This window comes from Mesorhizobium sp. M1050 (genome assembly GCF_040318715.1).
Taxonomy (GTDB): Bacteria; Pseudomonadota; Alphaproteobacteria; order Rhizobiales; family Rhizobiaceae; genus Mesorhizobium.
The window spans coordinates 1-22,610 of record NZ_JAMYMV010000021.1 but is presented as its reverse complement, the minus strand read 5'-3'; the positions used below and the strand labels follow the sequence as shown (position 1 = coordinate 22,610).

Below are 22,610 nucleotides of genomic sequence, written 5' to 3'. Positions count from 1 at the left end.
CGGAAAAGCACAAGGATGAATGCTGCAACAAAAAACCCGCCACAAGGGCGGGTTTTCCGATCCGAGAAAAGATTATCGCCCTTAGAGGCCGAAACCTTCGAAACGCTTCTTGAACTTCGACAGGCGGCCGCCGCGGTCGAGCAGGGTCTGCTGGCCGCCGGTCCAGGCCGGGTGGGTGGTCGGGTCGATATCGAGGTTCATCGTATCGCCTTCCTTGCCCCAGGTCGAACGGGTCATGTATTCGGTGCCGTCGGTCATGACGACCTTGATGGTGTGGTAATCGGGATGAATGTCGGTCTTCATGGTTCGCTTCCTGGCTTGCCGGCGCTGCTGACGGGCATAAGCCTGCGTCGATGCGCCCCTTTTTAAAACTCGAAGCCGCAGCTATTGAGGAGCCACGGCTTCTAAAACGGTCGGCGAGCCTATACATCAGCCGGAATTGAATCACAAGGCCGCGGCAAGCGCATATTGAAGCGCATGCCTCAAAGGGCGGCTAGAGGAAACACTGGGATGGCGCACATCAGCAGCGCAGACGAGCGCCGGCGCTCGCTCAAGCCGCTCGGGCGCCTGTTTCCGTATATCGCACACTATCGCACGCTGGTCATCGGCGCCCTCATCTCGCTGGTCATCGCCGCGACGACGACACTGGCGCTGCCGCTCGCGGTACGGCGCATGATCGATCATGGGTTCTCGTCGGCCAACACCATCTTCATCGCCGAATATTTCGCTGCGCTGGTGGCGATGGCCGCGCTGCTGGCGGCGGCATCGGCCGGCCGCTACTACTTCGTCATCACGCTTGGCGAACGCGTCGTCGCCGACATCCGCCGTGATGTCTTTGCTCATGTGACGACGCTGTCGCCTTCCTTCTTCGACACCGCCCAGTCGGGCGAGATCGTGTCGCGGCTCGCCGCCGACACGACGCAGGTCAAGTCCGCGGTTGGTGCGACGGCCTCCGTTGCGTTGCGCAACGTCATCCTTGGCCTCGGTGCTGTGGGGATGATGGTGATCACCAGCCCGAAACTGTCCGGCCTGGTGATTGCCGCTATTCCCGTCATCGTGCTGCCGCTGGTCGCTTTCGGCCGCTCGGTGCGGCGCAAGTCACGGCAGGCGCAGGATACACTGGCCGATGCGACAGCCTATGCCAGCGAACAGATCGGCGCGGTGCGCACGCTGCAGGCCTTCACCAACGAGAGGCTGGTCACCGGCCATTTCTCGGCCGCGGTGGAAGCTGCTTTCGAGGCGGCGCGCGCCTCGATCTTCGCGCGCTCCTTCCTTACTTTCTTTGCCATTTTCACCATCTTCTCGTCCGTCGTGGCGGTGCTGTGGTTCGGCTCGCGCGACGTGCTCGAAGGCTCGATATCGCCGGGCACGCTCGGCCAGTTCCTGCTCTATTCGGTGTTCGCCGCCGGCGCGCTGGGTGCGCTGTCGGAGGTGTGGGGCGAGCTTGCGCAAGCGGCGGGCGCCGCCGAACGGCTGACCGAGATCCTGGCCGAGAAACCGGCGATCCATGCTCCGGCAGATCCGAAGCCACTGCCTCCAGTCGCAAAGGGGGAGATCGTCTTCGACAATGTCTCTTTCTCCTACCCGGCACGGCCCGACCGCGCCGCGGTGCACGGCTTGAGCTTTCAGGTCATGCCCGGCGAAACAGTAGCGATTGTCGGGCCGTCAGGGGCCGGCAAGAGCACGGTGTTTTCGCTGATCCTGCGCTTCTACGATCCCGAAACAGGCAGGATCCTGATCGATGGCGTCGACGTGCGCGAGGCCGATCCGGTTTCGGTCCGCCAGCGCATCGCCATCGTGCCGCAGGACGTCACCATCTTCGCGGCTACCGCGCGCGACAATATCGGCTTCGGCCGGCCGGGCGCCAGCAGGGCCGAGATCGAGACGGCGGCGAAGGATGCGCTCGCCGACGAATTCATCCTCAGGCTGGAAAAAGGCTATGACAGCCAGGTCGGCGAACGCGGCGTGACGCTGTCCGGCGGCCAGCGCCAGCGGGTGGCGATCGCCCGCGCCATCCTGCGCGACGCGCCGATCCTGCTGCTCGACGAGGCCACCTCGGCGCTCGACGCCGAAAGCGAGACGCTGGTGCAGATCGCGCTGGAACGCCTGATGCAGGGCCGCACCACCATCGTGATCGCCCACCGGCTGGCGACGGTGCTGAAGGCCGACAGGATCCTCGTCCTGGATGGCGGCTCGATCGTCGAGGAAGGCACGCATCAGAGCCTGGTCGCCAAGGGTGGCATCTATGCGCGGCTGGCCAAGCTGCAATTCGAAACCGGTGCCAGCGCCTTCAAGGGTGCTGCGGAGTAGACCAAGCTATCTGCAATCCTGAAGTGCCGGCCGCCCTACGCGGTTCCATAGCGCTGCTTCAGATGGTTCACGAAATAGGTGGCGTTGAGCTTTTCACCGGTGGCGCGTTCGAGCAGATCCGGCGTCGACCAGCGTGATCCCTGCGACCAGATTTTTTGGCGGCGCCAGTCGTTAATCGCCTCGAAATTGCCCTTGGCAAGATCCTCGTCGGCTGAAGGATGTTCCCGCGTCAGCGCCGCCCATTGCTGCGCCGCCATCATCGCGCCGAGCGTATAGGAGGGGAAGTAGCCGAAGGCGGCACCCGGCCAATGCACGTCCTGCATCGGCCCGTCGGCGGGGTTGTCGATGGTGGAAAGGCCGAGATAGTCGCGCATCTTGGCGTCCCAGGCTTCGGGCAGGCCGGCCACCTCCAGCCGGCCCGAGACGAGCTCCTGTTCCAGTTCGTAGCGCAGGATGACATGCAGGGGATAGGTCACCTCGTCGGCATCGACACGGATCAGGCCGCGCTCGACGCGATGCACATGCGGCAGGATATCGTCGAGCGACCAGGCTTCGCCGAGATGCTTTTCGACCACCGGCAGCGCCCAGCGCCAGAAGGCCGGGTTGCGGCCGAGCTGCTTTTCGACAAACAGGCTCTGGCTTTCATGCACGGCCATGCCGCGCGCCTTGCCGAGCGGCCAGTGCGACCATGCCTTCGGCAGGTTCTGTTCGTAGAGCGCATGGCCGGTCTCGTGCAGCACACCCATCAGCGCCGACAGGAAATCGGAGGTCTTGTAGCGGGTGGTTATGCGGACATCACTCGGCACGCCGCCGCAGAAAGGATGGTGCGACACCGATAGCGACCCGTGCGTCAGGTCGAAGCCCACCGCCGCCATCATCGCAAGGCCAAGCTCGCGCTGCCGGTCGATCGCGTAGGTGCCTGAGAGCGGCTTCAACGGGCGCTTGCGCAGCCGCGCGTCCTGGATCGCCAGCGCCTCCGGCACAAAGCTCTTCAGGAAAGCCTTCAGGTCGGCGAACACCGGTGTGATATCGGCGGTGCGGTTGCCGGGATCGTACTGTTCCATCAGCGCGTCATAGGTGGCAAGGCCGAGCACGTCGGCACGCAGCGCCGCCTCCTCGCGCACCAGCGCCACCACGCCCTCCAGCGCCGGCTGGAAGGCCGCCCAGTCGTTCTTGGCGCGCAGGTCGCGCCACAGCTGCTCACAACGCATGCGCGCCGTCGTCTGGCGTTCGACGAATTCGACCGGCAGGCAGGTCAGGTTGGTGTACTGCCGCCGCAGTTCCGCGACGGCGGCCCGTTGCTCTTCGCCGAGCGCCTCGCCTTCGGCCGCGGCAATCCAGTCCGCTATCTCCGGCGCCGTTGCCCTGGTGTGATACATGCCGGCCAGTGCCGACATCGCCTCGGCACGCTTCTCGCCGCCGCCGACGGCCATGTGAGTGGCTTCGTCGGCGCCGAGGATGGCCAGCGCATGCTCGAGCGCTTCGAGCTTATGGCCGAGATCATCGAGTTTCTGAAAGGACATGGCGGCTTCCGTGATTGAGGACGGCGCGAAAAGACACCAACGCAAAAGCCTTGGCAACCCTCAGGCACTGTGCCGGGGATGCATCTTGCGCTGATGCGGTCATGCGTGAAATGCTGCAGCCACAGTTGAGGGGAACAGCATGATCGGCGACATCCTGGTTGGGCTGGTGGCCTTGATCCATGCCTACATCGTCTATCTCGAGATGGTGCTTTGGGACACGCCGCGCGGGCACCAGGCTTTCGGTTTGACACCCGAATTCGCCGGTGCCTCGAAAGTACTCGCCGCCAACCAGGGGCTCTACAACGGTTTCCTCGCCGCCGGCCTCATCTGGGGGCTTTACCTCGGTGCTGCCGGTTTCCAGGTCAAGGTTTTCTTCCTGTTGTGCGTCGCCATTGCCGGCCTCTATGGTGCGGCGACGGTCGGCCGCAAAATCCTGTTCATCCAGACCGTGCCGGCGATTGCCTCCCTGATCGCGGTCTGGCTGGGCTGGTAAAAGGACGCCCGCGGAATTGAGTCCCGAGGGCGTCGGGCGGCCCTTCCTCTTGGACCGTCAGGGGCTACGGCTTCAGCCGTTCGGGTAGTTGCCGCCGTCGGCGCCGTCGCCCATCAGGAAGCCACTGCCGGTATTGAGCCTCAGCCGTTGGTCGACATTGTCGAGGCGGCGTAGCAGGTCATGGTATTGCGCGGCCGGTATCCTGCCATGATCCGACGCCGCGATATTCTCAGCTGCCTGGGTAATGTGCGCGGTGCGCATTTCCAGCCGGTGCGCCACGGCCAGGGTGATGTTGTTGGCCCGCTTGGCGTCGACTATGCCTTGGCGAACGCCCTGGACCTGTTGGATGACACTGTCGATCCGGGGCCCCGTGAAATCGGTCGGGTCGGTTGCGTCGAGAGCACCCTTGTGATGGCCGGCGGCATAGGCGCCCGCAATCGGAACGACGATGAGAAACGCCGCGAGTGTTGCAGTTCTAAGCGGTGTCCTGGGAGTGAAAGAGCGCATCACGCGTCTCCTCTTGTAGAGGAAGGCGGCGGTTGTTCCGCCTGCCTTCTGGCCTTTGGGCCGTCCGGTTCCGTCGCGTCGCGATGCGGGAGATTCATCGCCGGCGGTTCTCAGCCCGGGCGGGAAGCTAGGACCGCCCTGCGACAATGTGTAATTAAAAAAAGATAATCTTTTCAGGCCTTGCCGGCGTCAGTCCACGCCCTAGAGTTGAGCCGACGAACAAATTCGCGTGAGCTCGCGTGATGAGAGATCAACGTTCGGTGAGCTTCAGTTCAATACGGCGGTTCTTGTTCCGCGCCTCTTCTGTGTCGGCGGCATCGAGCGGCTGGAACTCGCCGAAACCGGCGGCGACCAAGCGGTTGGCCGGCACGCCGTTCTCGATCAGAAATTTCACCACCGAGGTCGAACGCGCCGTCGACAACTCCCAATTGTCGCGATAGCGGCCGGTGCCGGAGAGTGGCTTGTTATCGGTATGGCCGTCGACGCGCAGCACCCAATTGATCTCGGGCGGGATTTCCTTCTGCAGCTCGATGATGGCGTCGGCGAGTTTCTTCATCTCGACCTTGCCGGCATCGTTGATCACCTCGGAGCCGGTCGGGAACAGCACTTCCGACTGGAAGACGAAGCGGTCGCCGACGATGCGAATATTCTCGCGATCGGCGAGGATTTCGCGCAAGCGGCCGAAGAAGTCGGAGCGGTAGCGGTTCAGTTCCTGCACGCGCTGCGCCAGCGCGACGTTCAGGCGACGGCCGAGATCGGCGATCTTGGTGTTGGAATCGCGGTCGCGGGTTTCGGAGACGTTGAGCGCATCCTCGAGCGCGCCGATCTGCTTGCGCAAAGCCGCGATCTGCTGGTTGAGGATCTCGACCTGGCTCAGCGCCTGCTGACTGATCTGGCGCTGGTTGTCGAGTTCGCCGCCCAGCGCCGCGGCGCGCTGGTTGGCGGCGTCGCCGGCGCCCGCACCTTGCGCCAGCAATTGTTCGAGCCGGCTCTTTTCCGCTTCGGCCGCCGACAGCGACGCCTGCAGATTGGCCAGCGAGTCATCCTTGTCCTGCGTTGATGAGCGCTCCAGCGCCAGAAGCTGGGTCAGTTCGTTGATTTGCGAGTTGAGACGCGTGAGTGCCGTATCCTTGCCGGAAATTTCGCGGCCGAGCAGGAACTGCGCCAGAACGAAGACGGTGAGCAGGAACATGATGGCCAGCAGCAGCGTCGACAGCGCGTCGACGAAGCCCGGCCAATAGTCGATGCGGCGATCGGTTCGCCGGCCCCTGGCGAGTGCCACGTCAATGCACCCCTGGCTTCTTCAGGGCGTCGGCGATCTTTTCCAGCGTGTTGCGCATCGCCTTCTGTTCGTCGGACTGGGCCTCGACCCAGTCGCGCATGATCTGCTGTTCCGAGCGCATGTTCTTGACCAGGCCGGAAATGCCGTCGGCGAGATTGGCCATGGCGGTGGCGACGCGCGGATTGGAGCCGCCGCCATTCTCCTGCATGCTGCGCAATCTTTCCGACAGGACCCGGATCTCGTCCGAGGATTCGGCCTTGGCCGGGTCGGAGACGACGATGTCGGACGACAGGTCGGTAACCGAGGACAGCCAGTTTTCCAGCTCGGTGTAGAAGCGCGTCTGGGCACGGCCGGCCTGCAGGTCGAGGAAGCCGAGCACCAGCGAGCCGGACAGGCCGAACAGCGAGGACGAGAAAGCCGTGCCCATGCCGGCCAGCGGCGCGGAAAGCCCTTGCTTGAGCGAATCGAGCACAGCCGCGGCGTCACCGGTGCCCGGATCGAGCGATTCAATCGTCTCGCGGATCGAGCCGATGGTGTTCAACAGGCCCCAGAAGGTGCCGAGCAGGCCGAGGAACACCAGCAGGCCGACGAGGTAGCGCGAGGTGTCGCGGCTTTCGTCGAGGCGCGTGGCGATGGAATCGAGCATGGTGCGCATCGAGCTGGTCGAGAAAGCCGTGGCCGAGGAGCGGCCGATCATCGCCTTCATCGGCGCCAGCAGCACCGGTTCGGTGGTCTCCGAGCCGGCTCGGAAGGAGTTGACCCAACGAACTTCGCGAAACAGCCGTCCGACTTGGGCGAAGGCCAATAGGATGCCGACCACCAGCACGCCCACGATCAGCCCGTTGAGGCCGGGATTGCTGCTGAAGGCAGTCGAGATCTGCCGGGTCAGGATGGCGGCGATGAAGGCGACGATGACCAGGAAGATCACCATGGTCAGCAAAAAGACCTGCGGACTTGAGAGTTTGTGCGGGTCGTAGATCAGGACATCAGAGCGTCTGCCCATGCCGAAGGATTTGAGAAAAGCCATCCGTGCCCCGTTTCCGATGCCGCCGCCGATCACGTGAACCGCGACTCTAAACGGAATTGTGACCAAATTGAATGGCGCTTGGCAAGATTGCCGCGTCGACGTCGGTGTCAGAGCCGATTGATGACCAGACAGTCGACCATGGCGGCCAGATGCAGGCCGGCGCCGGTGACGACGAAACCATGCCACAGCGCATTGTGGAAGCGCAGCCCCTTCCAGGCAAAGAAGACGACACCGCAGGAGTAGACGATGCCGCCGGCGACAATGAGGGCGATCGACATCGTCGGCAGCGTCTGAACAAGCGGCTTGACCAGGATGATGCCGCTCCAGCCGATGGCGAGATAGAAGCCCACGGCCAGCCGGTCGAAACGGCCGGGAAAAAACACCTTGATGGCAATGCCCAGCACCGCTGCGGTCCAGACCAGGACAATCATCCAGCTCGCCAATGGCGAGCCTTCGATCTGGGCCAGGAAAGGCGTGTAGGTCGCCGCGATCAGCAGATAGATCGCGGCATGATCGAAGCGTCGCAAGACCCATTTCGCCGGCGACGACACTGGCCACAGATTGTAGGTCATCGACACCGACAGCACGGTGAGCAGCGAGACCACATAGAAGGCGGCGGCAATGTATTCGCCCGGCCCGACACGAAAGGCCGACAGCGCCAGCAAAGCCGAACCGACCGATATCGCCAGCACGATGCCGACCGCGTGAACGATGCCGTCAGCGATCATCTCGGCGCGCGAATAGTGCCAGCGTCCAACGAATGGGATGTCGGGGGTGGGATTGATGTCGTTCACTGCCGGGTTTCCTGCGCCGAGCACTCCAATTTGGACGCTCGCAGGGCAGTATTTCAAGTCTTGTTTGCGGTTTTGCGACTGCGGCGCTTCAGCACGGCATGCCTTCAACGCGGCTTGCCTGTCAACGAGAGGAGAGCGGCTTCTTCACGGCCTTCAGCAGGGCTCGCTGGATGACCTCGTTGCCGGCGACAACCGAGCCGTTGTCGAGCATGTCCTGGCCGCCATCCATGTCGGAGACGAAGCCGCCCGCCTCGCGGATCAAAAGCAGCCCGGCGGCGATGTCCCAGGCGGACAGGCCTGTCTCCCAGAACCCGTCCATGCGGCCGGCGGCGACATAGGCAAGGTCGAGCGAGGCGGAGCCCATGCGGCGGACGCCGGAGACTTCGGCCATGACATTGCGTAGCTCGACGAGGAAATTGCCGTGATGGCCACGGCCGAGATGCGGCATGCCGCAGCCGATCACCGTGTCGACCAGTTTGATGCGTCCGGCGACGCGCAAGCGGCGGTCGTTCATGAAAGCGCCGCCGCCGCGTTCGCAGGTGTAGAGCTCGTCCATCGCCGGATTGTAGATGACGCCGGCAACGATCTGTCCCTGGCGTTCCAACGCGATCGAAACGGCAAAGAGCGGTATGCCGTGCAGGAAATTGGTGGTGCCGTCGAGCGGGTCGACGATCCAGCGATGCTGGTTGTCGTCACCCTCGACCGCGCCACGCTCTTCCATCAGGAAGGCATAGCCCGGCCTTGCCTTGGACAGTTCGGCAAAGACGATGTCCTCGGCCTTGCGGTCGGCCTGACTGACATAGTCGCCGGGGCCTTTCATCGAGACCTGCAGGTTCTGCACTTCGCCGAAGTCGCGCGATAGCGAGCGGCCGGCTTTCATTGCGGCCTGGACCATGACGTTGAGGAGGGCTGAGCGTGCCATAGTGGTTCTTCCTGGTGCTTCGCTTTAGACACTGTCTTGATGCATGTCGGTGACCCAAAACCGCGGCCACCTGCGCGACATGCATCAGTCGGCGCGGCGCACGTAAGTGATTTCGTTGGTGTCGACGATGATGCGCTCGCCGGCGCCGATGAATGGCGGCACCAGCACGCGGATGCCGTTATCCAGGATCGCGGGCTTGTAGGACGAGGCCGCCGTCTGACCCTTCACCACCGGGTCCGCCTCGGTGATGGTCAGCGTCACATAGTCGGGCAGCGAAATGCCGATCGGCCGCTCTTCGTAGAGCTGGACCGTCACCATCATGCCGTCCTGCAGGAAGGCGGCGCGATCGCCGACGAAGTCCTTGTTCAGTTCGAGCTGCTCGTAGCTTTGGGTGTCCATGAACACCAGCGCGTCTTCCTGCGCGTAGAGGAAGGAAAAGTCCTTCAGGTCGAGCCGGATCTGCTCGACCGTCTCGGCCGAGCGGAAGCGCTCGTTGAGCTTGGTGCCGTTGATGAGGTTCTTCAGTTCGACCTGGTTGTAGGCGCCGCCCTTGCCGGGCTTGACGGTGTTGGTCCTGACCGCCACCCAAAGGCCGCCATCATGCTCGATGACATAGCCGGGACGGATTTCGTTGCCATTGATCTTGGCCATGATGAGGTGATCCGGGATGCTACCAACGGCCAGGCCGTGGTATGGGATGGTCGCTGCGAAAGCGATTTCGGGCTCCCAAGACCACAAAACGCCAGAAGAGGCAAGGGAGCGCCAAGTCGGGGTCGGGTTGGAGAGGCCGCTACGGCAGGCGGTTTGCCTTCTGCAGGGCCTGCTTGGTCTCGCCGTCGCTCAGCCCCTGCAGGAAATCGTCCATCTGCGGATCGATGAGGCCGGCGCGGCGGGCGACGATGTACCAGGCGCCGGCAAGGACGAGATCCGGATCGGTGCCGATGCCTTGCATATAGAGCTTGGCCAGGCGATTCTGGGCGGCGACATTGCCGCCTTCCGCCGCCTGTTTCGTCCAGCCGAAGGCGGATTTCAAGTCGCGCGCACCGCCGCGGCCTTCGATCATCCAGGCGGCGAGGTCAATCTGCGCGGTGTCGTAGTTCTGTTGGGCCGCCTGCGCCAGCAGGCGCCTTGCCTGCACATCGTCACGCGGCCTGCCGCCGGCGCCATTGGCGTAGATCTGCGACATCGCATACTGCGCGTCGGCAAGGCCCGTCGCGGCGGCGCGCTCATAGTAGGAGACCGCCTTCGCCATGCCGGCGTCGCCGGGGTCCTGCTGGACCAGCATCTGCGCGAAATTGAACTGCGCCAGCCGGTTGCCGGCTTCCGCGGCGGCCTGCATCAACGCATAGGCCTCCTTTTCGTCCTTCTTGACGTAGCGGCCGTCGAGCAGCATCAGGGCGTATTGGAACTGCGCTTCCGGTACACCCTGCTCGGCGGCCAACGCGTACCATTTCGCCGCCTCCGCCGAATTGAGCGGCACACCAAGCCCGCGCGACAGGATCTCGGCGACCAGGGTCTGCGCCGCCGGATCGCCGTTTTGCGCCCGGACCAGTGCCAGATTGTAGGCCGTCTTGTAGAGCCCGCGCTGGAAGGCGCCATAGGCCGCATCGGCGGGTTTTGCGCCGAAGCGGTCGGGGTTGACGGCGTCGGCCGAGGGCAGCGGCGTCGGTTCGGCCGTGGTGGCCGGCTGCGGCAGCGGCTGTTCGATCGGCTTGTTCGTGTGCACGCCGACATCAGGCTTGGGCTGCGGCAACCGGATGGTCTCGGCGGCCGCTGACTGGACCATCAGCACCGCAAGCAGAGCCTGGAGGGGGAGCCTCGCCCAGGGCACGTCAGTCCTCGAAGCGCGGCGCGGTTTCGTCGAGCAGCGCGTTGGCACTGGCGACCGCTGTCTTGGGATCGATGCCGTCCGCAAACACGGCGCTCGACAGCGCCACGAACTCGGCACCTGTGGCACCCACCGCTTCGACCGAGGCAATGTCGGATCCGGCCATGACGATGCACGGGATCTGGATCATATCCGCCCACCATCTGCCGAGCGACAGGTTGCGCGGGTGCGGTTCTGGCTTGTTGTCGTAACCGAAGCGGCCGAAGAAGATGTAATCGGGCCGTGTTTCGCCAAGCTCAAGCGCGTCGTCACGTGTCTTGGCGCCGCCGGTGCCGACCATCATCTTTGCCTGGAAATGCTCGATCGTCTCGGCCAGTTCGGCCTTGGAGACCTCGACATGGATACCGTCGGCCTGGACGCGGCCAGCTATACGGGTGTCGCCGGCAATGATCACCGCCGCACCGGCGGCTTGCGCCGCGGGCACGACCTGTTCGGCGAAAGCCTGGAAGGAGGCCTCGTCCATGCCGTTCTCGGGCAGGATCAGCGACGCGACGTCGCCGCCTTCGAATGCCGCGGCGATACGGGCGGCCGGCACGCCGGGCGGCGCGATCAGCACGATGCGACAGCGATTGGGGGGCGTTGCGTCATTCATGGTTCTTCGGATCCCGCGTTTCGCCTATGCCGGGCGAAGATGGTTGGATTGCGGCATAGAGCAAAGTGCCCGCTTTGAACAGGCGGGCAGCCGGGATACCGATGTGGGCCCGCCGGACGCCGGCGGACCGCTTCATTTAACCGGGTGTGGACTTGCGATAGGCGTTTGGCCCTTCCACAGCTTCCAGCCGAGATTCATGCCGGCAGCGGCGATCAGAATCGCGGTGGCGCCGACGATCTGGCTCAGGTGCAGCCGATGGCCGAAGGCGACGACATCGACCAGGATGGCAATGACGGGGTAGATAAAGGACAGCGACCCCTGCAGATGCGTCGGCAGTTTCTGGATGGCGCCGTACATCAATATATACATCAGGCCGGTATGGACGATGCCGAGCGTCGCCAGCATGGTCCAGCTCCATGCATCGGCCGGAAGCTGCGAAAAATTGGCGAACGGAGCCAGCATAACGACGCCGACGCAGACCTGGATCAGCGCGATCAGGTGCGGCGGCGTGCCCTTGAGCTTCTTGGTGACAATGGCGGCGACGGCCCAGAAAAAAGCCGCTCCCAACGCCATGACGATGCCGGCAAAATAGTCAGTGCCGACCATGTCGGCACTGGGGCCGGCATCAGGAGCGGCCTGCACGATCAGCACCATGCCGGCGAAGGCGATGGCGAGCCAGGTCAACTTGGTCAGCGTCAGCCGCTCGGCGAAGAAGAGCGCCCCGAAGCCAACCAGCATGAAGGGCTGCGTGTTGTAGACAGCGGTGGCGATCGAGATCGACGCGCGCGAGAATGCGCTGAACAGCAAAAGCCAGTTGACGACGATGGCGACGCCGCCGAGTGCGGCGATGGCGATGATACGCAATGACAGCCTGTTGCGCAGCAAGCCCAGCCCGGCGCAGATGATGAGCAGCGTCAGCGCGCCGAACGCGCAGCGCCAGAACACCACATCCATGATCGGCTGGCCGGACAGCACCACAAACCATCCGATCGTCCCCAGGATCGCCATTGCGGCGGACATTTCGACCGTGCCACGCACCGTATCGTTCACAACAAACCTCCGTATCAGTTGAGCCATTATAATCTCACGTGGCAACGCGGCTTTCTATCCGATAAGAAAGGAGATATGGATAAATGACCTAACTATATTAGGCCATGGTTCCAAATCAGCGGGAAATGTAAAATGCTGGACGATCTCGACCGAAATCTCCTCGAAATCCTGGTCAAGGATGCGCGGACCTCGCTGAAGGAGCTGGCTGCTCAGGTCGGGCTGTCATCGCCAAGCGTTTCGGAGCGGCTTCGACGGCTCGAGGAGCGCGGCGTCATCCGCGCGTTCACGGTCGAGATCGATCCGCTGGCGCTTGGCTATACGTTGCAGGCGATCGTGCGCATCCGGCCCTTGCCGGGCAAGCTGCACATCGTCCAGAAGCTGATCGAGGAAATCCCCGAATTCGGCGAATGCGACAAGGTGACGGGCGATGACTGTTTCGTCGCCCGGCTGTTCGTGCGCTCGATCGGCGATCTCGACGGGATTCTCGACCGCATCGCCGACAAGGCCGAGACCAGCACCGCCATCATCAAGGCGCAGCCGATCCGGCGCCGGCCTCCACCGCTCGATGCAACGGCGCCTCGTGGCAGGGCAAAGCTCGTGCACGCATCCTGAACGGAGTAGCCGCGGCCGGTTTTCAGAGGACTGAATCGAAGGATCTCAAGCGGCCAATGTTCCTGCCGGTTTCGGCCCGTCGATAGGCAGCGCCTGCCATTGGCAGCGTGCACGAGCCATGCCGATATTTGCTGTCGCTCAGCTCGGGATTCTGGGTTATTCAAGCACCGACACGCTTTCCCTCCAGACCAGTTCCCTCCCATGTCAGGCCTGCTTCTCGATCCGTGGTTCTATGCGGCTGCCATTCCGGCGGTCGTTCTGGTCGGCCTGTCCAAGGGCGGGTTTGGCGGTGCCGTCGGTTTCGTTGGCGTGCCGCTGATGGCGCTGACCATGCCGCCGGTGCAGGCGGCCGCTATCCTGCTGCCGATCCTGTGCCTGATGGACATCGTATCGGTGTGGACATGGTGGGGTGTCTTTGACCGGAAGATGCTGGTCGACATGATGCCGGGAGCCGTCATCGGCATCTGCCTTGGCTGGCTGACGGCGGCACTGGTCACCGAAGGGGCAGTGCGGCTGATCGTCGGTGCCGTCGCCATCATCTTCGTCCTGCGCTGGCTCTATCTGCAGTTTCGCCACGGCGCCGGTCACGCGGCCGCGCCCAACCGCGTGGCTGCGGCCGTCTGGGGTACGGTCGCCGGCTTCACCAGCTTCGTTGCCCATGTCGGCGGCCCACCCTTCCAGGTCTACGCCTTGCCGATCCGCCTCGATCCCAAGGTCCTGTCGGGCACCGCGGCGATCTTCTTTGCCGCCACCAATGCGCTGAAGCTGGTGCACTATTTCGCGCTCGGCCAGTTCGACACCGCCAATCTGACGGCGTCGGCGGTGCTGATGCCGCTGGCGCCGCTGTCGACTATCGCCGGCGCGTGGCTGGTGCGGCGGATGCGCCCGGAAATCTTCTATCCCTTCACCTATGCAACTGTCGCGGTCGTGGCACTGAAGTTGCTGTGGGACGGCATCGTTGGCCTGATGTAAAATAGGTGAGGCGGCTGCCGCCCTCTCTATCTGGGATCAGGCGGCGCTGGGTACGAGGCGACGGTTGCCGCCAAAGGCCAGTGCCGCGCCAACCACGACGACCAGAACCATGCCGGCGAGGATGCCGACGTCATACACGGTCGGCTTGAGTACCATGTCGGCAATGATCACCAGCATCACCGCATAGTCGAAGCGTGCCGCGCGCATCATGCGGTCACTGATGGCAAGAACAGCCGATGTTACGCCTTCCTTGGCGATCATCTCGCCGATACGCTCGCCGGTCGGCTTGAAGATGAGCATGCCGATCGAAAAGGTCGTGGCGTAGCCGGCAAGGCCGATCAGTATCCATAGATCGGAGAAGCCGACCCAGAAGCTGCACATGATGAGGCCGAAGATCAGCGTCAGCATCGACATCGGCGCAAAAAACCTGCCGCCCAGTTGGCCGCTGGCGCGCATCGCCTGCAGCTTGTCCTCGATGTTGCCCGCCCGCTCGGCAAGCACGCCGAGAAGGAACAGCACGAAGCCACCACCGACCCACAGAACGGCCGAGATGACGTGAAGGAATTTGACGATCGAATACCAGTCCATGATGTGCTCCTGCAGTGTTCTGGTCGGATTTGCGGCGGCGTGATTTGCGCCGGCCGTCAGAGGAGCGGGCGTTTAGCGCGGCGCCTGTTTCGGAACGATGTCGCGTAAAGCCCGGCTTTGTTTCAGCGCCATGCCGATGAGCTAACGAACGCGCTATCCGATCTTCTGCTAATATGCGAAATGTCGGGAGGCGCGACATCATCCGGAAACAGTGCCGATGCTAGTGCGCCGGTGGCGACAAGAACCGCCTGACGATCAACCCATGCCCGCAAACGGGAAAAGGCAATTCGAGGGGACATTATGCAAGGGGTAGCACGGAATTTCTTCACGCTGGCCATTATCTACGCGTTGTGCGGCATGGCGCTCGGCATCCACATGGCGATCAGCGAAGACCATGGCCAGATGCCAACCCACGCCCACACGATGGTCGCCGGATGGCTGATGTCGGCGGTCTTCGCCTTTTTCTACCATCTGTTTCCGGCCGTCGGGCAAAAGGTCCTGGCCAAGGTTCATTTCTGGCTGACTGCCATCAGCGGTATCGGGCTGATGATCGGCCTTTACATTCTGCTCGCCGGCAATCCGGGGATAGAACCGCTGCTCGGGATTTCCTCGATCGGGTTCTATGCGGGCATGCCGCTGTTTGCCTTCATCGCCTTGCCGGCGGTCTGGAAGACCGCCTGAGCTGAACCAGAGGCAGTGAGGTTGTGCTGTTACGGCACAGGATGGCGGCGTTCGGTCAAAAAACATCCGCGCCGTTAAGGCTTCATTAAGCTTTACAGGCGTTTACTATGTCCATCCAGTGATCTGGATTCTTACCGAGTGGTTGGAGCCACTTTGTTTGACGCCTCCCTGTTAAACTCCTGAGAGCCGCCTTATCCGCGGCTCTTTTTTTGTCCGCATTTTCGGGGCAGGGGTGAGTGGACCGACGTTAACCTTCTGTTAAACATGTGCTTGCCTTCACCGGTGACGAAGCGCATTTTCAAGCTTCAGTCAGACGGGTTTCCGGGTGTATCGGCAGGGAGCCGAATCAGCCGGTTGCAAGTGCAGGGGCGTATCAATGAACGAGCTTTCGAAGGGCAGTGCGAAAACCGTCAAGCTGGCGGAACGCCGGGTTTTCTCGCAATCCTTCAAGCCGCTTTACCAGGAAGGTATGGGCCTCGTCGAACAGGCGGCCGAATACCTCGACGGCAAGGGCCGGGCCGAGGCGAAGAAACTATCCAGGCTGGCGGCCACACTCTATGCGGCCGAATCGATGCGGCTGACCACCAGGCTTATGCAGGTTGCGTCGTGGCTGCTTTTGCAGCGCGCCGCCAACTCCGGCGAGATGACCCGCGACCAGGTCGCGTCTGAAAAATCCAAGGTGCGCCTCGACACCGCTTCCGCCCGTGACGAAGCCGCCGGCTGGGCCGAACTGCCCGAGGATTTCCTCGACCTCGTCACCCGCTCGCTGCGCCTGCAGGCACTGGTCCGTCGCATGGACGAGGAGATCTATGGCTCCGGCGCAGTGGCCGACATGCAGCCAGCGGCTCGCCGCCCCAATCCGGTTTCCGACCAGATCAGCCTGCTCAACACAGCTTTCGCCAGAGGCTAATGCATGTCGCCCAAAAGTGGGCCCCGGTTTTGGGAGAACGACATGCATCGAATCAAAAACCTAAAGCGCGTCGCTTGAATCCGTTCAAACGCGACGCGCTTTAGACCTCGGGCACTCCTCTGTTTCCGGTTTGTTCACATTTCGCTGGCATCGCTGTCCATCGGAGGTAAACTGGACGCATGGGGGAAGCGATTCGCATTATCGGTATCGATCCGGGGCTTCGGCGCACCGGCTGGGGGATTGTCGAAAGCCTCGGTAATTCGCTGCGCTTCATTGCTTCCGGCACCGTGAAGTCCGACGACAAGGCGGCTCTGGCGACGCGGCTCTGCCAATTGCATGACGGGCTCGCCGAAATCCTGCACATCGCGATGCCGCAAGAGGCGGCCGTCGAACAGACCTTCGTCAACAAGGACGCCGTGGCAACGCTGAAGCTCGGCCAGGCGCGCGGCATCGCCATGCTGGTGCCGGCGCGTGCGGGACTCGTCGTTGCCGAATACGCGCCCAACGCCGTCAAGAAGGCGGTGATCGGCGTTGGCCATGGCGACAAGAAACAGATCCACATGATGGTGAAGGTGCTGTTGCCGAAAGCCACCTTCGATACCGAACATGCCGCGGATGCGCTGGCCATCGCCATTTGCCACGCCCATCACCGGCAAAGCGTGGCCTACCGAATGGCGCTTGCCGGCCAGGCTTGTTCTTGACTTGTTCACGCTGCGCAGATAAGTAATACCGCTGAGGTATTACCATGCGCGTGACCACCAAGGGGCAAGTTACGATCCCCAAGCCGATAAGAGACCATCTGGGCATCGGCCCGGGCTCCGAGGTGGAATTCGTGGCCACCGACGGGGACGTTCGGCTGGTTGCCGTCAACGAGAATATCTCCGAAGAGGAGAAGTTGCGCCGGTTCAGCGATGTCCTTGACCGGATGGAGGGGACGTTGGACCTGGGAGGCATGACCACCGATCAATACATGGAGTGGTTGAGGGGGCCGCGTGAAGATCTCGACGTTGATTGACACCAATGTCCTGATCGACGTCTGGGGACCGGCCGGACCGCTGAAAAGATGGTCGGCGTGGGCGATTGCTTCCTGCCGCCGCGATGGAGCCTTGGTGGTCAACACGATCGTCTGGTCCGAGCTCGCGCCGCTGATCGCGACGGAGACGGCACTTCGAAAAGCAGTGGACATGCTCGAGATGGATCGCGAGTTCCTGCCTTGGGATGCGGCTTTCCTTGCAGGCGTCACGCATTCCCGCTATCGCCGGGCCGGCGGCGTTCGGGAAAGAACCTTGCCTGATTTCTTCATTGGTGCCCATGCGACCGTTGCCGGGCACCGTCTTTTGACACGCGACGCCGCTCGTTATCGCAGTTACTTTCCCGACCTCGACATCATCTGTCCGGAAACGCACCCAAGAGGGGCCCATCTTCCATGAAAGATCTGGCATGATCGGCAAGCTCAAGGGCACGCTGGACGAGATCGATGAGGATCATTGCCTCGTCGACATCCATGGCGTCGGCTATGTCGCCTATTGCTCGGCGCGCACGCTGGCCGCGCTGCCTTCGCCCGGCGAAGCTGTGGTGCTGTTCATCGAAACCTATGTGCGCGAGGACATGCTGCGGCTCTACGGCTTCCAGTCGGTGCTGGAGCGCGAATGGTTCCGGCTCTTGATGAACAATGTGCCGGGCGTTGGCGCCAAGGTGGCGCTGGCTATCCTGTCAACGCTGGCGCCGGCGGATCTCGCCAATGCGATTGCGCTGCGCGACATCGCCATGGTTTCTCGCGCGCCGGGCGTCGGCAAGAAGGTGGCCGAGCGCATAGTCACCGAGTTGAAGAACAAGGCGCCGGCCTATGCCGGGTCCGCTTCGGGGACCATCGGCCTGAAGCAGGAGCTCGGCGACGGCGTGGCATCCGCGCCGATTGCCGACGCCGTCTCGGCACTGGTCAATCTCGGCTATTCGCGCGACACCGCGGCCAACGCGGTCGCGGCGGCGCTGAAGACGGCGGGCGAGCATGCGGATGCGCCGAGGCTGATCCGTTTCGGGTTGAAGGAACTGGCGCGGTGACATGGTTGTGGAAAAGAAAAATCCGGCTATCATATGATTGGTAAGAGATTTCTTAGAAAGTAAGAAAATGGGCGCTTACGCTAGTCTGACCTCGAAGGGTCAGCTTACAATTCCAAAAGATGTCCGGGACGCGTTGTCACTCAAAACGGGTGACATGATCGCCTGGACGGTCATGGATGGCTATCTGATTGGAACGCCGCGCAATCTCGACTTTGCAGACCTCGCCGGATTTCTGGGCGATCCGCCCGGCGGTCCGGCGTCTCTAGAAGAAATCGACCTCGCGGTGCGGGATGCCGTTGGCAGGCATGTTGTCGGCGGCGGGTCGCAAGGCGGACGAGAGGGCGACGAGTGACGTCGATCGGCATTGATACGAACGTTCTGCTTCGAATGGTGCTGAACGATGATGCAGAGCAGCGGGTGAAGGCCCTCGCATTCGGCGAAGGCCTCAGCGCCGATGCTCCCGGCTTCGTCAGTTTGATCGTGCTGGTGGAATTCAGCTGGTCGTTGATTTCGCGCTATAGGCTACCGAAAGAGCAGATGCAGGCGGCAATCCAGAGACTGTTGAAGATCAAGACACTGTTGTTCGAAGATTTCGATGCCATCGTGGTTGCGCTCGAAAGATCGAATTCGCCGCAGGTGGACTTTGCCGATGCATTGATCGCCGAGCACAATCGAAATCTGGGTTGCTCGCATACAGTCACGTTCGATCAGCGGGCCGCCAAATCCATTGCCAGTATGGAACTGCTCGCATGAGCCTGTCGCCCCGACTGATTGCGCCCGAAAAACGCGGCGAGGATGCCGAGCAGACCTTGCGGCCGCAGACGCTCGACGATTTCGTCGGCCAGGCAGCGGTGCGGGCCAATCTGAAGGTGTTCGTCGAGGCCGCCAAGGGCCGCAACGAAGCGCTCGACCATGTGCTGTTCGTCGGGCCGCCGGGCCTTGGCAAGACGACGCTGGCGCAGATCATGGCACGCGAACTCGGCGTCAATTTCCGCTCGACCTCCGGCCCGGTCATCGCCAAGGCCGGCGATCTCGCGGCACTGCTGACCAATCTCGAAGAAGGCGATGTGCTGTTCATCGACGAGATCCATCGCCTGAGCCCGGCGGTGGAGGAGATCCTCTACCCGGCGATGGAGGATTTCCAGCTCGACCTGATCATAGGCGAAGGACCGGCGGCGCGCTCGGTCAAGATCGACCTCGCGCGCTTCACCCTGGTCGCCGCCACCACGCGGCTCGGCCTGCTCACCAATCCGCTGCGCGATCGTTTCGGCATTCCGGTGCGGCTCAATTTCTACACCGTCGAGGAGCTGGAGCAGATCGTGCGTCGCGGCGCCCGCATCCTGCAGATGGCGCTCGGCGACGATGGCGCGCTGGAGATCGCGCGGCGCGCGCGCGGCACGCCACGCATCGCCGGGAGGCTGCTGCGCCGCGTGCGCGATTTCGCCTCGGTCGCCGGCGATGGTCATGTCAACCGGCAGATCGCCGACGAGGCGTTGACCCGGCTGGAAGTCGACGCGCTCGGCCTAGATGCGCTCGACCGCCGCTATCTGTCGATGATCGCCCGCAATTTCGGTGGCGGGCCGGTCGGCATCGAGACGATCGCCGCCGGCCTGTCCGAGCCGCGCGACGCCATCGAGGACATCATCGAGCCCTATCTGATCCAGCAGGGTTTCATCCAGCGCACGCCGCGCGGCCGAATGCTGACGGCCAATGCCTGGCGTCATCTCGGCCTGGATGCGCCGAAGGACCTGGCGCAGCAGCAGATCAACCTGTTCCAGGAAGAGTAGTTTTCCGAGAAGGCCGCTGCCCGGCCTGACGGCACCGAAGCCACCAGCATCAGCAACGCCGCCGACAAGGTCTTGATCATCGCCGTCAACAGTGCCATCCGATGCTATGTCCCGCGAGGAACCGGTGCCTCGTCGGGACTGAAAAAGGAAGCGCAATGGGCGATCATGGTGATTCGGCGACGCTGCTGGCCGGACTTTCCGGCGCGCTGACGACGTTCGGCCACCGGCTGATGGCGCGGGTTTATTATGCCGACACCGATTTCTCGGGTGTCGTCTATCATGCGCGCTATCTCGAATTCTTCGAACGCGGCCGCTCCGACTATCTGAGACTCACCGGCGTGCATCACACCGAGCTTGCCGACGGCAAGCATGGCGAAAGAATTGTCTGGGTGGTGCGGCGCATGGAGATCGATTTTCGCGGCCCCGCCCGCATCGACGACATCCTGACGGTCGACACAAGCACCGAGGACATTTCTGGTGCGCGCATCTTCATGGCGCAGCAGCTCAAGCGCGGCGACGAGGTGCTGGTGGAGGCCAAGGTCGAGGCGGCGATCATCGGCGAGAATGGCCGGCCAAGACGCTTTCCCAGGGAATGGGTGGCGGCGTTCATGCCCAAGGCCGCTGCCGACTAGCCTAATTGCGATCAATTTGGCACGGCTTGCGGGTTGCCCCCTGGGCGTGGCAATGCGCCGCGCCTTATGTACTAACCCATCCTTAACCATAACGGTTCATGAAGAGATTGGTGAAGATTGGCGTGATCGTGCGCCTTCCTTTCACCAATATTTGCCCCGAAAAGGCCGCTAACGGCACAGATTGGGGTTGTTCCGGTAGCTTCGTGCGAACCGACCACAAGGGATGCCAGGGGCCAGCCACCAGCTTCGCCCGGAAATCTTAAGGACGTAACGATGGAAAATATCGCACTCGCCGACCCGGGCGCGCAATTGTCGATTTGGGCGCTGTTCAGCCAGGCCAGCTGGGTGGTCAAGCTGGTCATGATCGGCTTGCTCTGCGCTTCGGTCTGGACCTGGGCGATCATCGTCGACAAGCTGGTTTCCTACGCCCGCATGCGGCTGGCGCTCAACCGGTTCGAGCAGGTGTTCTGGTCGGGACAATCGCTGGAAGAGCTTTACCGGACGCTTGCCGACCGCAAGACCACCGGCATGGGCGCCATTTTCGTGGCTGCGATGCGCGAGTGGAAGAAGAGCTTCGAGAAGGGCGCGAAAACGCCACTCGGGCTGCAGACCCGCATCGACAAGGCGATGGATCTGGCGCTGACCCGCGAAATGGAAAAGCTGGAGGGCCGCCTCGGCTTCCTCGCCACAACCGGCTCGGCGGCACCCTTTATCGGCCTGTTCGGGACCGTCATCGGCATCATGACATCGTTCCAGGCAATTGCCGGCTCCAAGAACACCAGTCTCGCGGTGGTTGCGCCCGGCATTGCCGAAGCGCTGCTAGCGACAGCCATTGGCCTGCTCGCCGCCATACCCGCCGTCATTGCCTACAACAAGCTGTCGTCGGACGCGAGCAAGATAGCGGTGCGCATGGAAGGGTTCTCCGACGAGTTCTCCGCCATACTCTCGCGCCAAATCGATGAAAAAGTGGCCCCCAAGGCCTGAGGAGTAGCAGATGGGTATGTCCATGGGCATGGGAGGGCGCGGCGGGCGCGGCCACAGGCGGCGCGGCCGTCACCATGCACTGATGTCCGAGATCAACGTCACGCCGATGGTCGACGTGATGCTGGTGCTGCTGATCATCTTCATGGTCGCCGCACCGATGCTGACGGTCGGCGTGCCGATCGACCTGCCAGACACGCAAGCCAAGGCGATGAATGCCGACACGCAGCCGATCACCGTCTCGATCAACGCCGCCGGCCAGATATTCCTCCAGGAAACCGAAATTCCGATCGAGGAACTGGTGGCCAAGCTGCAGGCGATCTCGAAGACCGGCTATGAAGAGCGCATCTTCATCCGTGGCGACAAGTCCACCGACTACGGCACGGCGATGAAGGTGATGGCCCGCATTTCGGCTGCCGGTTACAAGAATATCGGCCTCGTTTCGCTGCAGGAACAGGATCAGTAGACAAGAAGATGAAGACCGGCCTCACCACATCGGTGATCTTGCATGCGGTGGCGCTGACCTTCGGCCTGTTCACGCTGACAGCGCCGGCCGCACTCCCGTCCTCCGATGTCGAGTCGGTCGCGGTCGATATCGTGCCGATGGAAGCCATCGCGCAGACGCTGCAGGGCGACAAGAAGGCCGTGATGCATGAAAAGCCGGCACCGGTGCCGACACAGCGCCCGGACGTCGTTCCCGATGCGCAGAAGGTGGGCGAGAACAGTGTCGATACCGACAAGCCGATAACGCCGGAAGCCAAGCCCAAGCCCGTCGACATGACCTCGGCTCCGCCGCCGGCGCCGACCCCGATCGAGAAGCCGAAGCCCGAGGACGTGCCGAAGCCGCAGGAAAAGCCCAAGCCTACGCCGGCAACGGAAGTGGGGCGCGGGCCGGCGACCCCCCGCCCGGGGCACCCCCGCGCGCGGGGGGCTGGCGGGGCCACCCCCCCCCCCCCCCCCCCCGCCCCCGCCCCCCCGCCCCCCGCCCCGAACACGCG

Annotated in this window: 28 protein-coding genes and 1 pseudogene; 17 read left to right on the top strand and 12 right to left on the bottom strand. The window is 63.0% G+C overall.

What is annotated here, in order from left to right:
* Positions 1-81: 81 nt before the first annotated feature.
* Entirely contained in the window at positions 82-303 is a 222-nt protein-coding gene (rpmE, locus tag NKH57_RS14200) for a 50S ribosomal protein L31 (protein WP_006327661.1), read from the bottom strand.
* Between the two features lie 207 nt (positions 304-510).
* Between rpmE and NKH57_RS14195 the strand changes: the two genes are divergently transcribed.
* Positions 511-2,310 (top strand): ABC transporter transmembrane domain-containing protein, encoded by a 1,800-nt coding sequence (locus NKH57_RS14195; RefSeq protein ID WP_352944929.1) that lies wholly within the window; start codon positions 511-513, stop codon positions 2,308-2,310.
* Between the two features lie 35 nt (positions 2,311-2,345).
* Here NKH57_RS14195 and NKH57_RS14190 read toward each other — a convergent pair whose 3' ends face one another.
* Positions 2,346-3,833: a carboxypeptidase M32 gene (locus NKH57_RS14190; RefSeq protein WP_352944927.1), complete on the bottom strand. Its 1,488-nt coding sequence runs from the start codon at positions 3,831-3,833 to the stop codon at positions 2,346-2,348.
* A gap of 139 nt (positions 3,834-3,972) precedes the next feature.
* On the opposite strand from NKH57_RS14190, the gene NKH57_RS14185 reads away from it, so the two are divergent.
* On the top strand, positions 3,973-4,326 hold the full coding sequence (locus NKH57_RS14185; protein WP_023758627.1) for a DUF1304 domain-containing protein: 354 nt from the start codon (positions 3,973-3,975) through the stop codon (positions 4,324-4,326).
* Between the two features lie 72 nt (positions 4,327-4,398).
* Here the strand turns inward: NKH57_RS14185 and NKH57_RS14180 are convergent, their stop codons facing one another.
* From NKH57_RS14180 to NKH57_RS14140, 9 genes are all read right to left on the bottom strand, one after another.
* Positions 4,399-4,833 carry a hypothetical protein gene (locus NKH57_RS14180; protein WP_352944925.1) on the bottom strand — a complete coding sequence of 145 codons (435 nt, stop codon included), beginning with the start codon at positions 4,831-4,833 and terminating at the stop codon, positions 4,399-4,401.
* A gap of 250 nt (positions 4,834-5,083) precedes the next feature.
* On the bottom strand, positions 5,084-6,115 hold the full coding sequence (locus tag NKH57_RS14175; RefSeq protein ID WP_352733021.1) for a peptidoglycan -binding protein: 1,032 nt from the start codon (positions 6,113-6,115) through the stop codon (positions 5,084-5,086).
* A 1-nt stretch (position 6,116) separates the two neighbouring features.
* Entirely contained in the window at positions 6,117-7,142 is a 1,026-nt protein-coding gene (locus tag NKH57_RS14170) for a MotA/TolQ/ExbB proton channel family protein (protein WP_352605571.1), read from the bottom strand.
* Positions 7,143-7,249: 107 nt separating this feature from the next.
* The gene (trhA, locus tag NKH57_RS14165) at positions 7,250-7,936 is read right to left on the bottom strand and encodes a PAQR family membrane homeostasis protein TrhA (RefSeq protein WP_352944922.1); all 687 of its coding nucleotides are present in this window, start codon (positions 7,934-7,936) and stop codon (positions 7,250-7,252) included.
* 121 nt (positions 7,937-8,057) lie between these two features.
* Positions 8,058-8,858 carry an inositol monophosphatase family protein gene (locus tag NKH57_RS14160; protein ID WP_352944920.1) on the bottom strand — a complete coding sequence of 267 codons (801 nt, stop codon included), beginning with the start codon at positions 8,856-8,858 and terminating at the stop codon, positions 8,058-8,060.
* Between the two features lie 84 nt (positions 8,859-8,942).
* The gene (gene efp, locus NKH57_RS14155) at positions 8,943-9,509 is read right to left on the bottom strand and encodes an elongation factor P (protein WP_023758633.1); all 567 of its coding nucleotides are present in this window, start codon (positions 9,507-9,509) and stop codon (positions 8,943-8,945) included.
* A gap of 139 nt (positions 9,510-9,648) precedes the next feature.
* Positions 9,649-10,644, bottom strand: coding sequence for a tetratricopeptide repeat protein (locus NKH57_RS14150; RefSeq protein WP_502907292.1), 996 nt, complete (start codon positions 10,642-10,644; stop codon positions 9,649-9,651).
* A 46-nt stretch (positions 10,645-10,690) separates the two neighbouring features.
* The gene (locus NKH57_RS14145) at positions 10,691-11,338 is read right to left on the bottom strand and encodes a thiamine phosphate synthase (RefSeq protein ID WP_352944916.1); all 648 of its coding nucleotides are present in this window, start codon (positions 11,336-11,338) and stop codon (positions 10,691-10,693) included.
* A 132-nt stretch (positions 11,339-11,470) separates the two neighbouring features.
* On the bottom strand, positions 11,471-12,388 hold the full coding sequence (locus tag NKH57_RS14140; protein WP_352944914.1) for a DMT family transporter: 918 nt from the start codon (positions 12,386-12,388) through the stop codon (positions 11,471-11,473).
* 132 nt (positions 12,389-12,520) lie between these two features.
* On the opposite strand from NKH57_RS14140, the gene NKH57_RS14135 reads away from it, so the two are divergent.
* Together NKH57_RS14135 and NKH57_RS14130 are read left to right on the top strand one after the other, a co-directional pair.
* Positions 12,521-13,000 (top strand): Lrp/AsnC family transcriptional regulator, encoded by a 480-nt coding sequence (locus NKH57_RS14135; RefSeq protein WP_352944912.1) that lies wholly within the window; start codon positions 12,521-12,523, stop codon positions 12,998-13,000.
* A gap of 201 nt (positions 13,001-13,201) precedes the next feature.
* Positions 13,202-13,972 carry a sulfite exporter TauE/SafE family protein gene (locus NKH57_RS14130; RefSeq protein ID WP_352944910.1) on the top strand — a complete coding sequence of 257 codons (771 nt, stop codon included), beginning with the start codon at positions 13,202-13,204 and terminating at the stop codon, positions 13,970-13,972.
* Positions 13,973-14,008: 36 nt separating this feature from the next.
* On the opposite strand, the gene NKH57_RS14125 is transcribed toward NKH57_RS14130, so the two are convergent.
* Positions 14,009-14,560: a DUF2269 family protein gene (locus NKH57_RS14125; RefSeq protein WP_352944908.1), complete on the bottom strand. Its 552-nt coding sequence runs from the start codon at positions 14,558-14,560 to the stop codon at positions 14,009-14,011.
* 300 nt (positions 14,561-14,860) lie between these two features.
* Between NKH57_RS14125 and NKH57_RS14120 the strand changes: the two genes are divergently transcribed.
* The 13 genes and pseudogenes from NKH57_RS14120 to NKH57_RS14060 all read left to right on the top strand — a co-directional run.
* Entirely contained in the window at positions 14,861-15,241 is a 381-nt protein-coding gene (locus tag NKH57_RS14120; protein ID WP_352944906.1) for a hypothetical protein, read from the top strand.
* A 376-nt stretch (positions 15,242-15,617) separates the two neighbouring features.
* On the top strand, positions 15,618-16,151 hold the full coding sequence (rcdA, locus tag NKH57_RS14115; RefSeq protein WP_023758642.1) for a protease adaptor protein RcdA: 534 nt from the start codon (positions 15,618-15,620) through the stop codon (positions 16,149-16,151).
* Positions 16,152-16,330: 179 nt separating this feature from the next.
* Positions 16,331-16,852: a crossover junction endodeoxyribonuclease RuvC gene (gene ruvC, locus NKH57_RS14110; protein WP_352944904.1), complete on the top strand. Its 522-nt coding sequence runs from the start codon at positions 16,331-16,333 to the stop codon at positions 16,850-16,852.
* Positions 16,853-16,896: 44 nt separating this feature from the next.
* Entirely contained in the window at positions 16,897-17,166 is a 270-nt protein-coding gene (locus NKH57_RS14105) for an AbrB/MazE/SpoVT family DNA-binding domain-containing protein (RefSeq protein ID WP_352944902.1), read from the top strand.
* The gene (locus tag NKH57_RS14100; RefSeq protein WP_352944900.1) at positions 17,144-17,581 is read left to right on the top strand and encodes a type II toxin-antitoxin system VapC family toxin; all 438 of its coding nucleotides are present in this window, start codon (positions 17,144-17,146) and stop codon (positions 17,579-17,581) included. The genes NKH57_RS14105 and NKH57_RS14100 overlap by 23 nt, the downstream gene beginning before the upstream one ends.
* A 10-nt stretch (positions 17,582-17,591) precedes the next feature.
* Positions 17,592-18,212: a Holliday junction branch migration protein RuvA gene (ruvA, locus tag NKH57_RS14095; protein ID WP_023758646.1), complete on the top strand. Its 621-nt coding sequence runs from the start codon at positions 17,592-17,594 to the stop codon at positions 18,210-18,212.
* A gap of 67 nt (positions 18,213-18,279) precedes the next feature.
* Positions 18,280-18,564 carry an AbrB/MazE/SpoVT family DNA-binding domain-containing protein gene (locus tag NKH57_RS14090; RefSeq protein ID WP_023758647.1) on the top strand — a complete coding sequence of 95 codons (285 nt, stop codon included), beginning with the start codon at positions 18,280-18,282 and terminating at the stop codon, positions 18,562-18,564.
* Positions 18,561-18,965: a type II toxin-antitoxin system VapC family toxin gene (locus NKH57_RS14085; protein ID WP_352605591.1), complete on the top strand. Its 405-nt coding sequence runs from the start codon at positions 18,561-18,563 to the stop codon at positions 18,963-18,965. Before NKH57_RS14090 ends, NKH57_RS14085 begins: the two co-directional genes overlap by 4 nt.
* Positions 18,962-19,999 carry a Holliday junction branch migration DNA helicase RuvB gene (ruvB, locus tag NKH57_RS14080; RefSeq protein ID WP_023758649.1) on the top strand — a complete coding sequence of 346 codons (1,038 nt, stop codon included), beginning with the start codon at positions 18,962-18,964 and terminating at the stop codon, positions 19,997-19,999. The genes NKH57_RS14085 and ruvB overlap by 4 nt, the downstream gene beginning before the upstream one ends.
* Positions 20,000-20,154: 155 nt before the next feature.
* Positions 20,155-20,631 (top strand): tol-pal system-associated acyl-CoA thioesterase, encoded by a 477-nt coding sequence (gene ybgC / locus NKH57_RS14075; protein ID WP_352944897.1) that lies wholly within the window; start codon positions 20,155-20,157, stop codon positions 20,629-20,631.
* 273 nt (positions 20,632-20,904) lie between these two features.
* Positions 20,905-21,615, top strand: coding sequence for a protein TolQ (tolQ, locus tag NKH57_RS14070; protein ID WP_023758651.1), 711 nt, complete (start codon positions 20,905-20,907; stop codon positions 21,613-21,615).
* Positions 21,616-21,625: 10 nt separating this feature from the next.
* Positions 21,626-22,078, top strand: a complete 453-nt coding sequence (gene tolR / locus NKH57_RS14065; protein WP_023758652.1) for a protein TolR — start codon at positions 21,626-21,628, stop codon at positions 22,076-22,078.
* 8 nt (positions 22,079-22,086) lie between these two features.
* Positions 22,087-22,610: pseudogene (locus NKH57_RS14060) on the top strand (hypothetical protein); the annotation flags it as partial.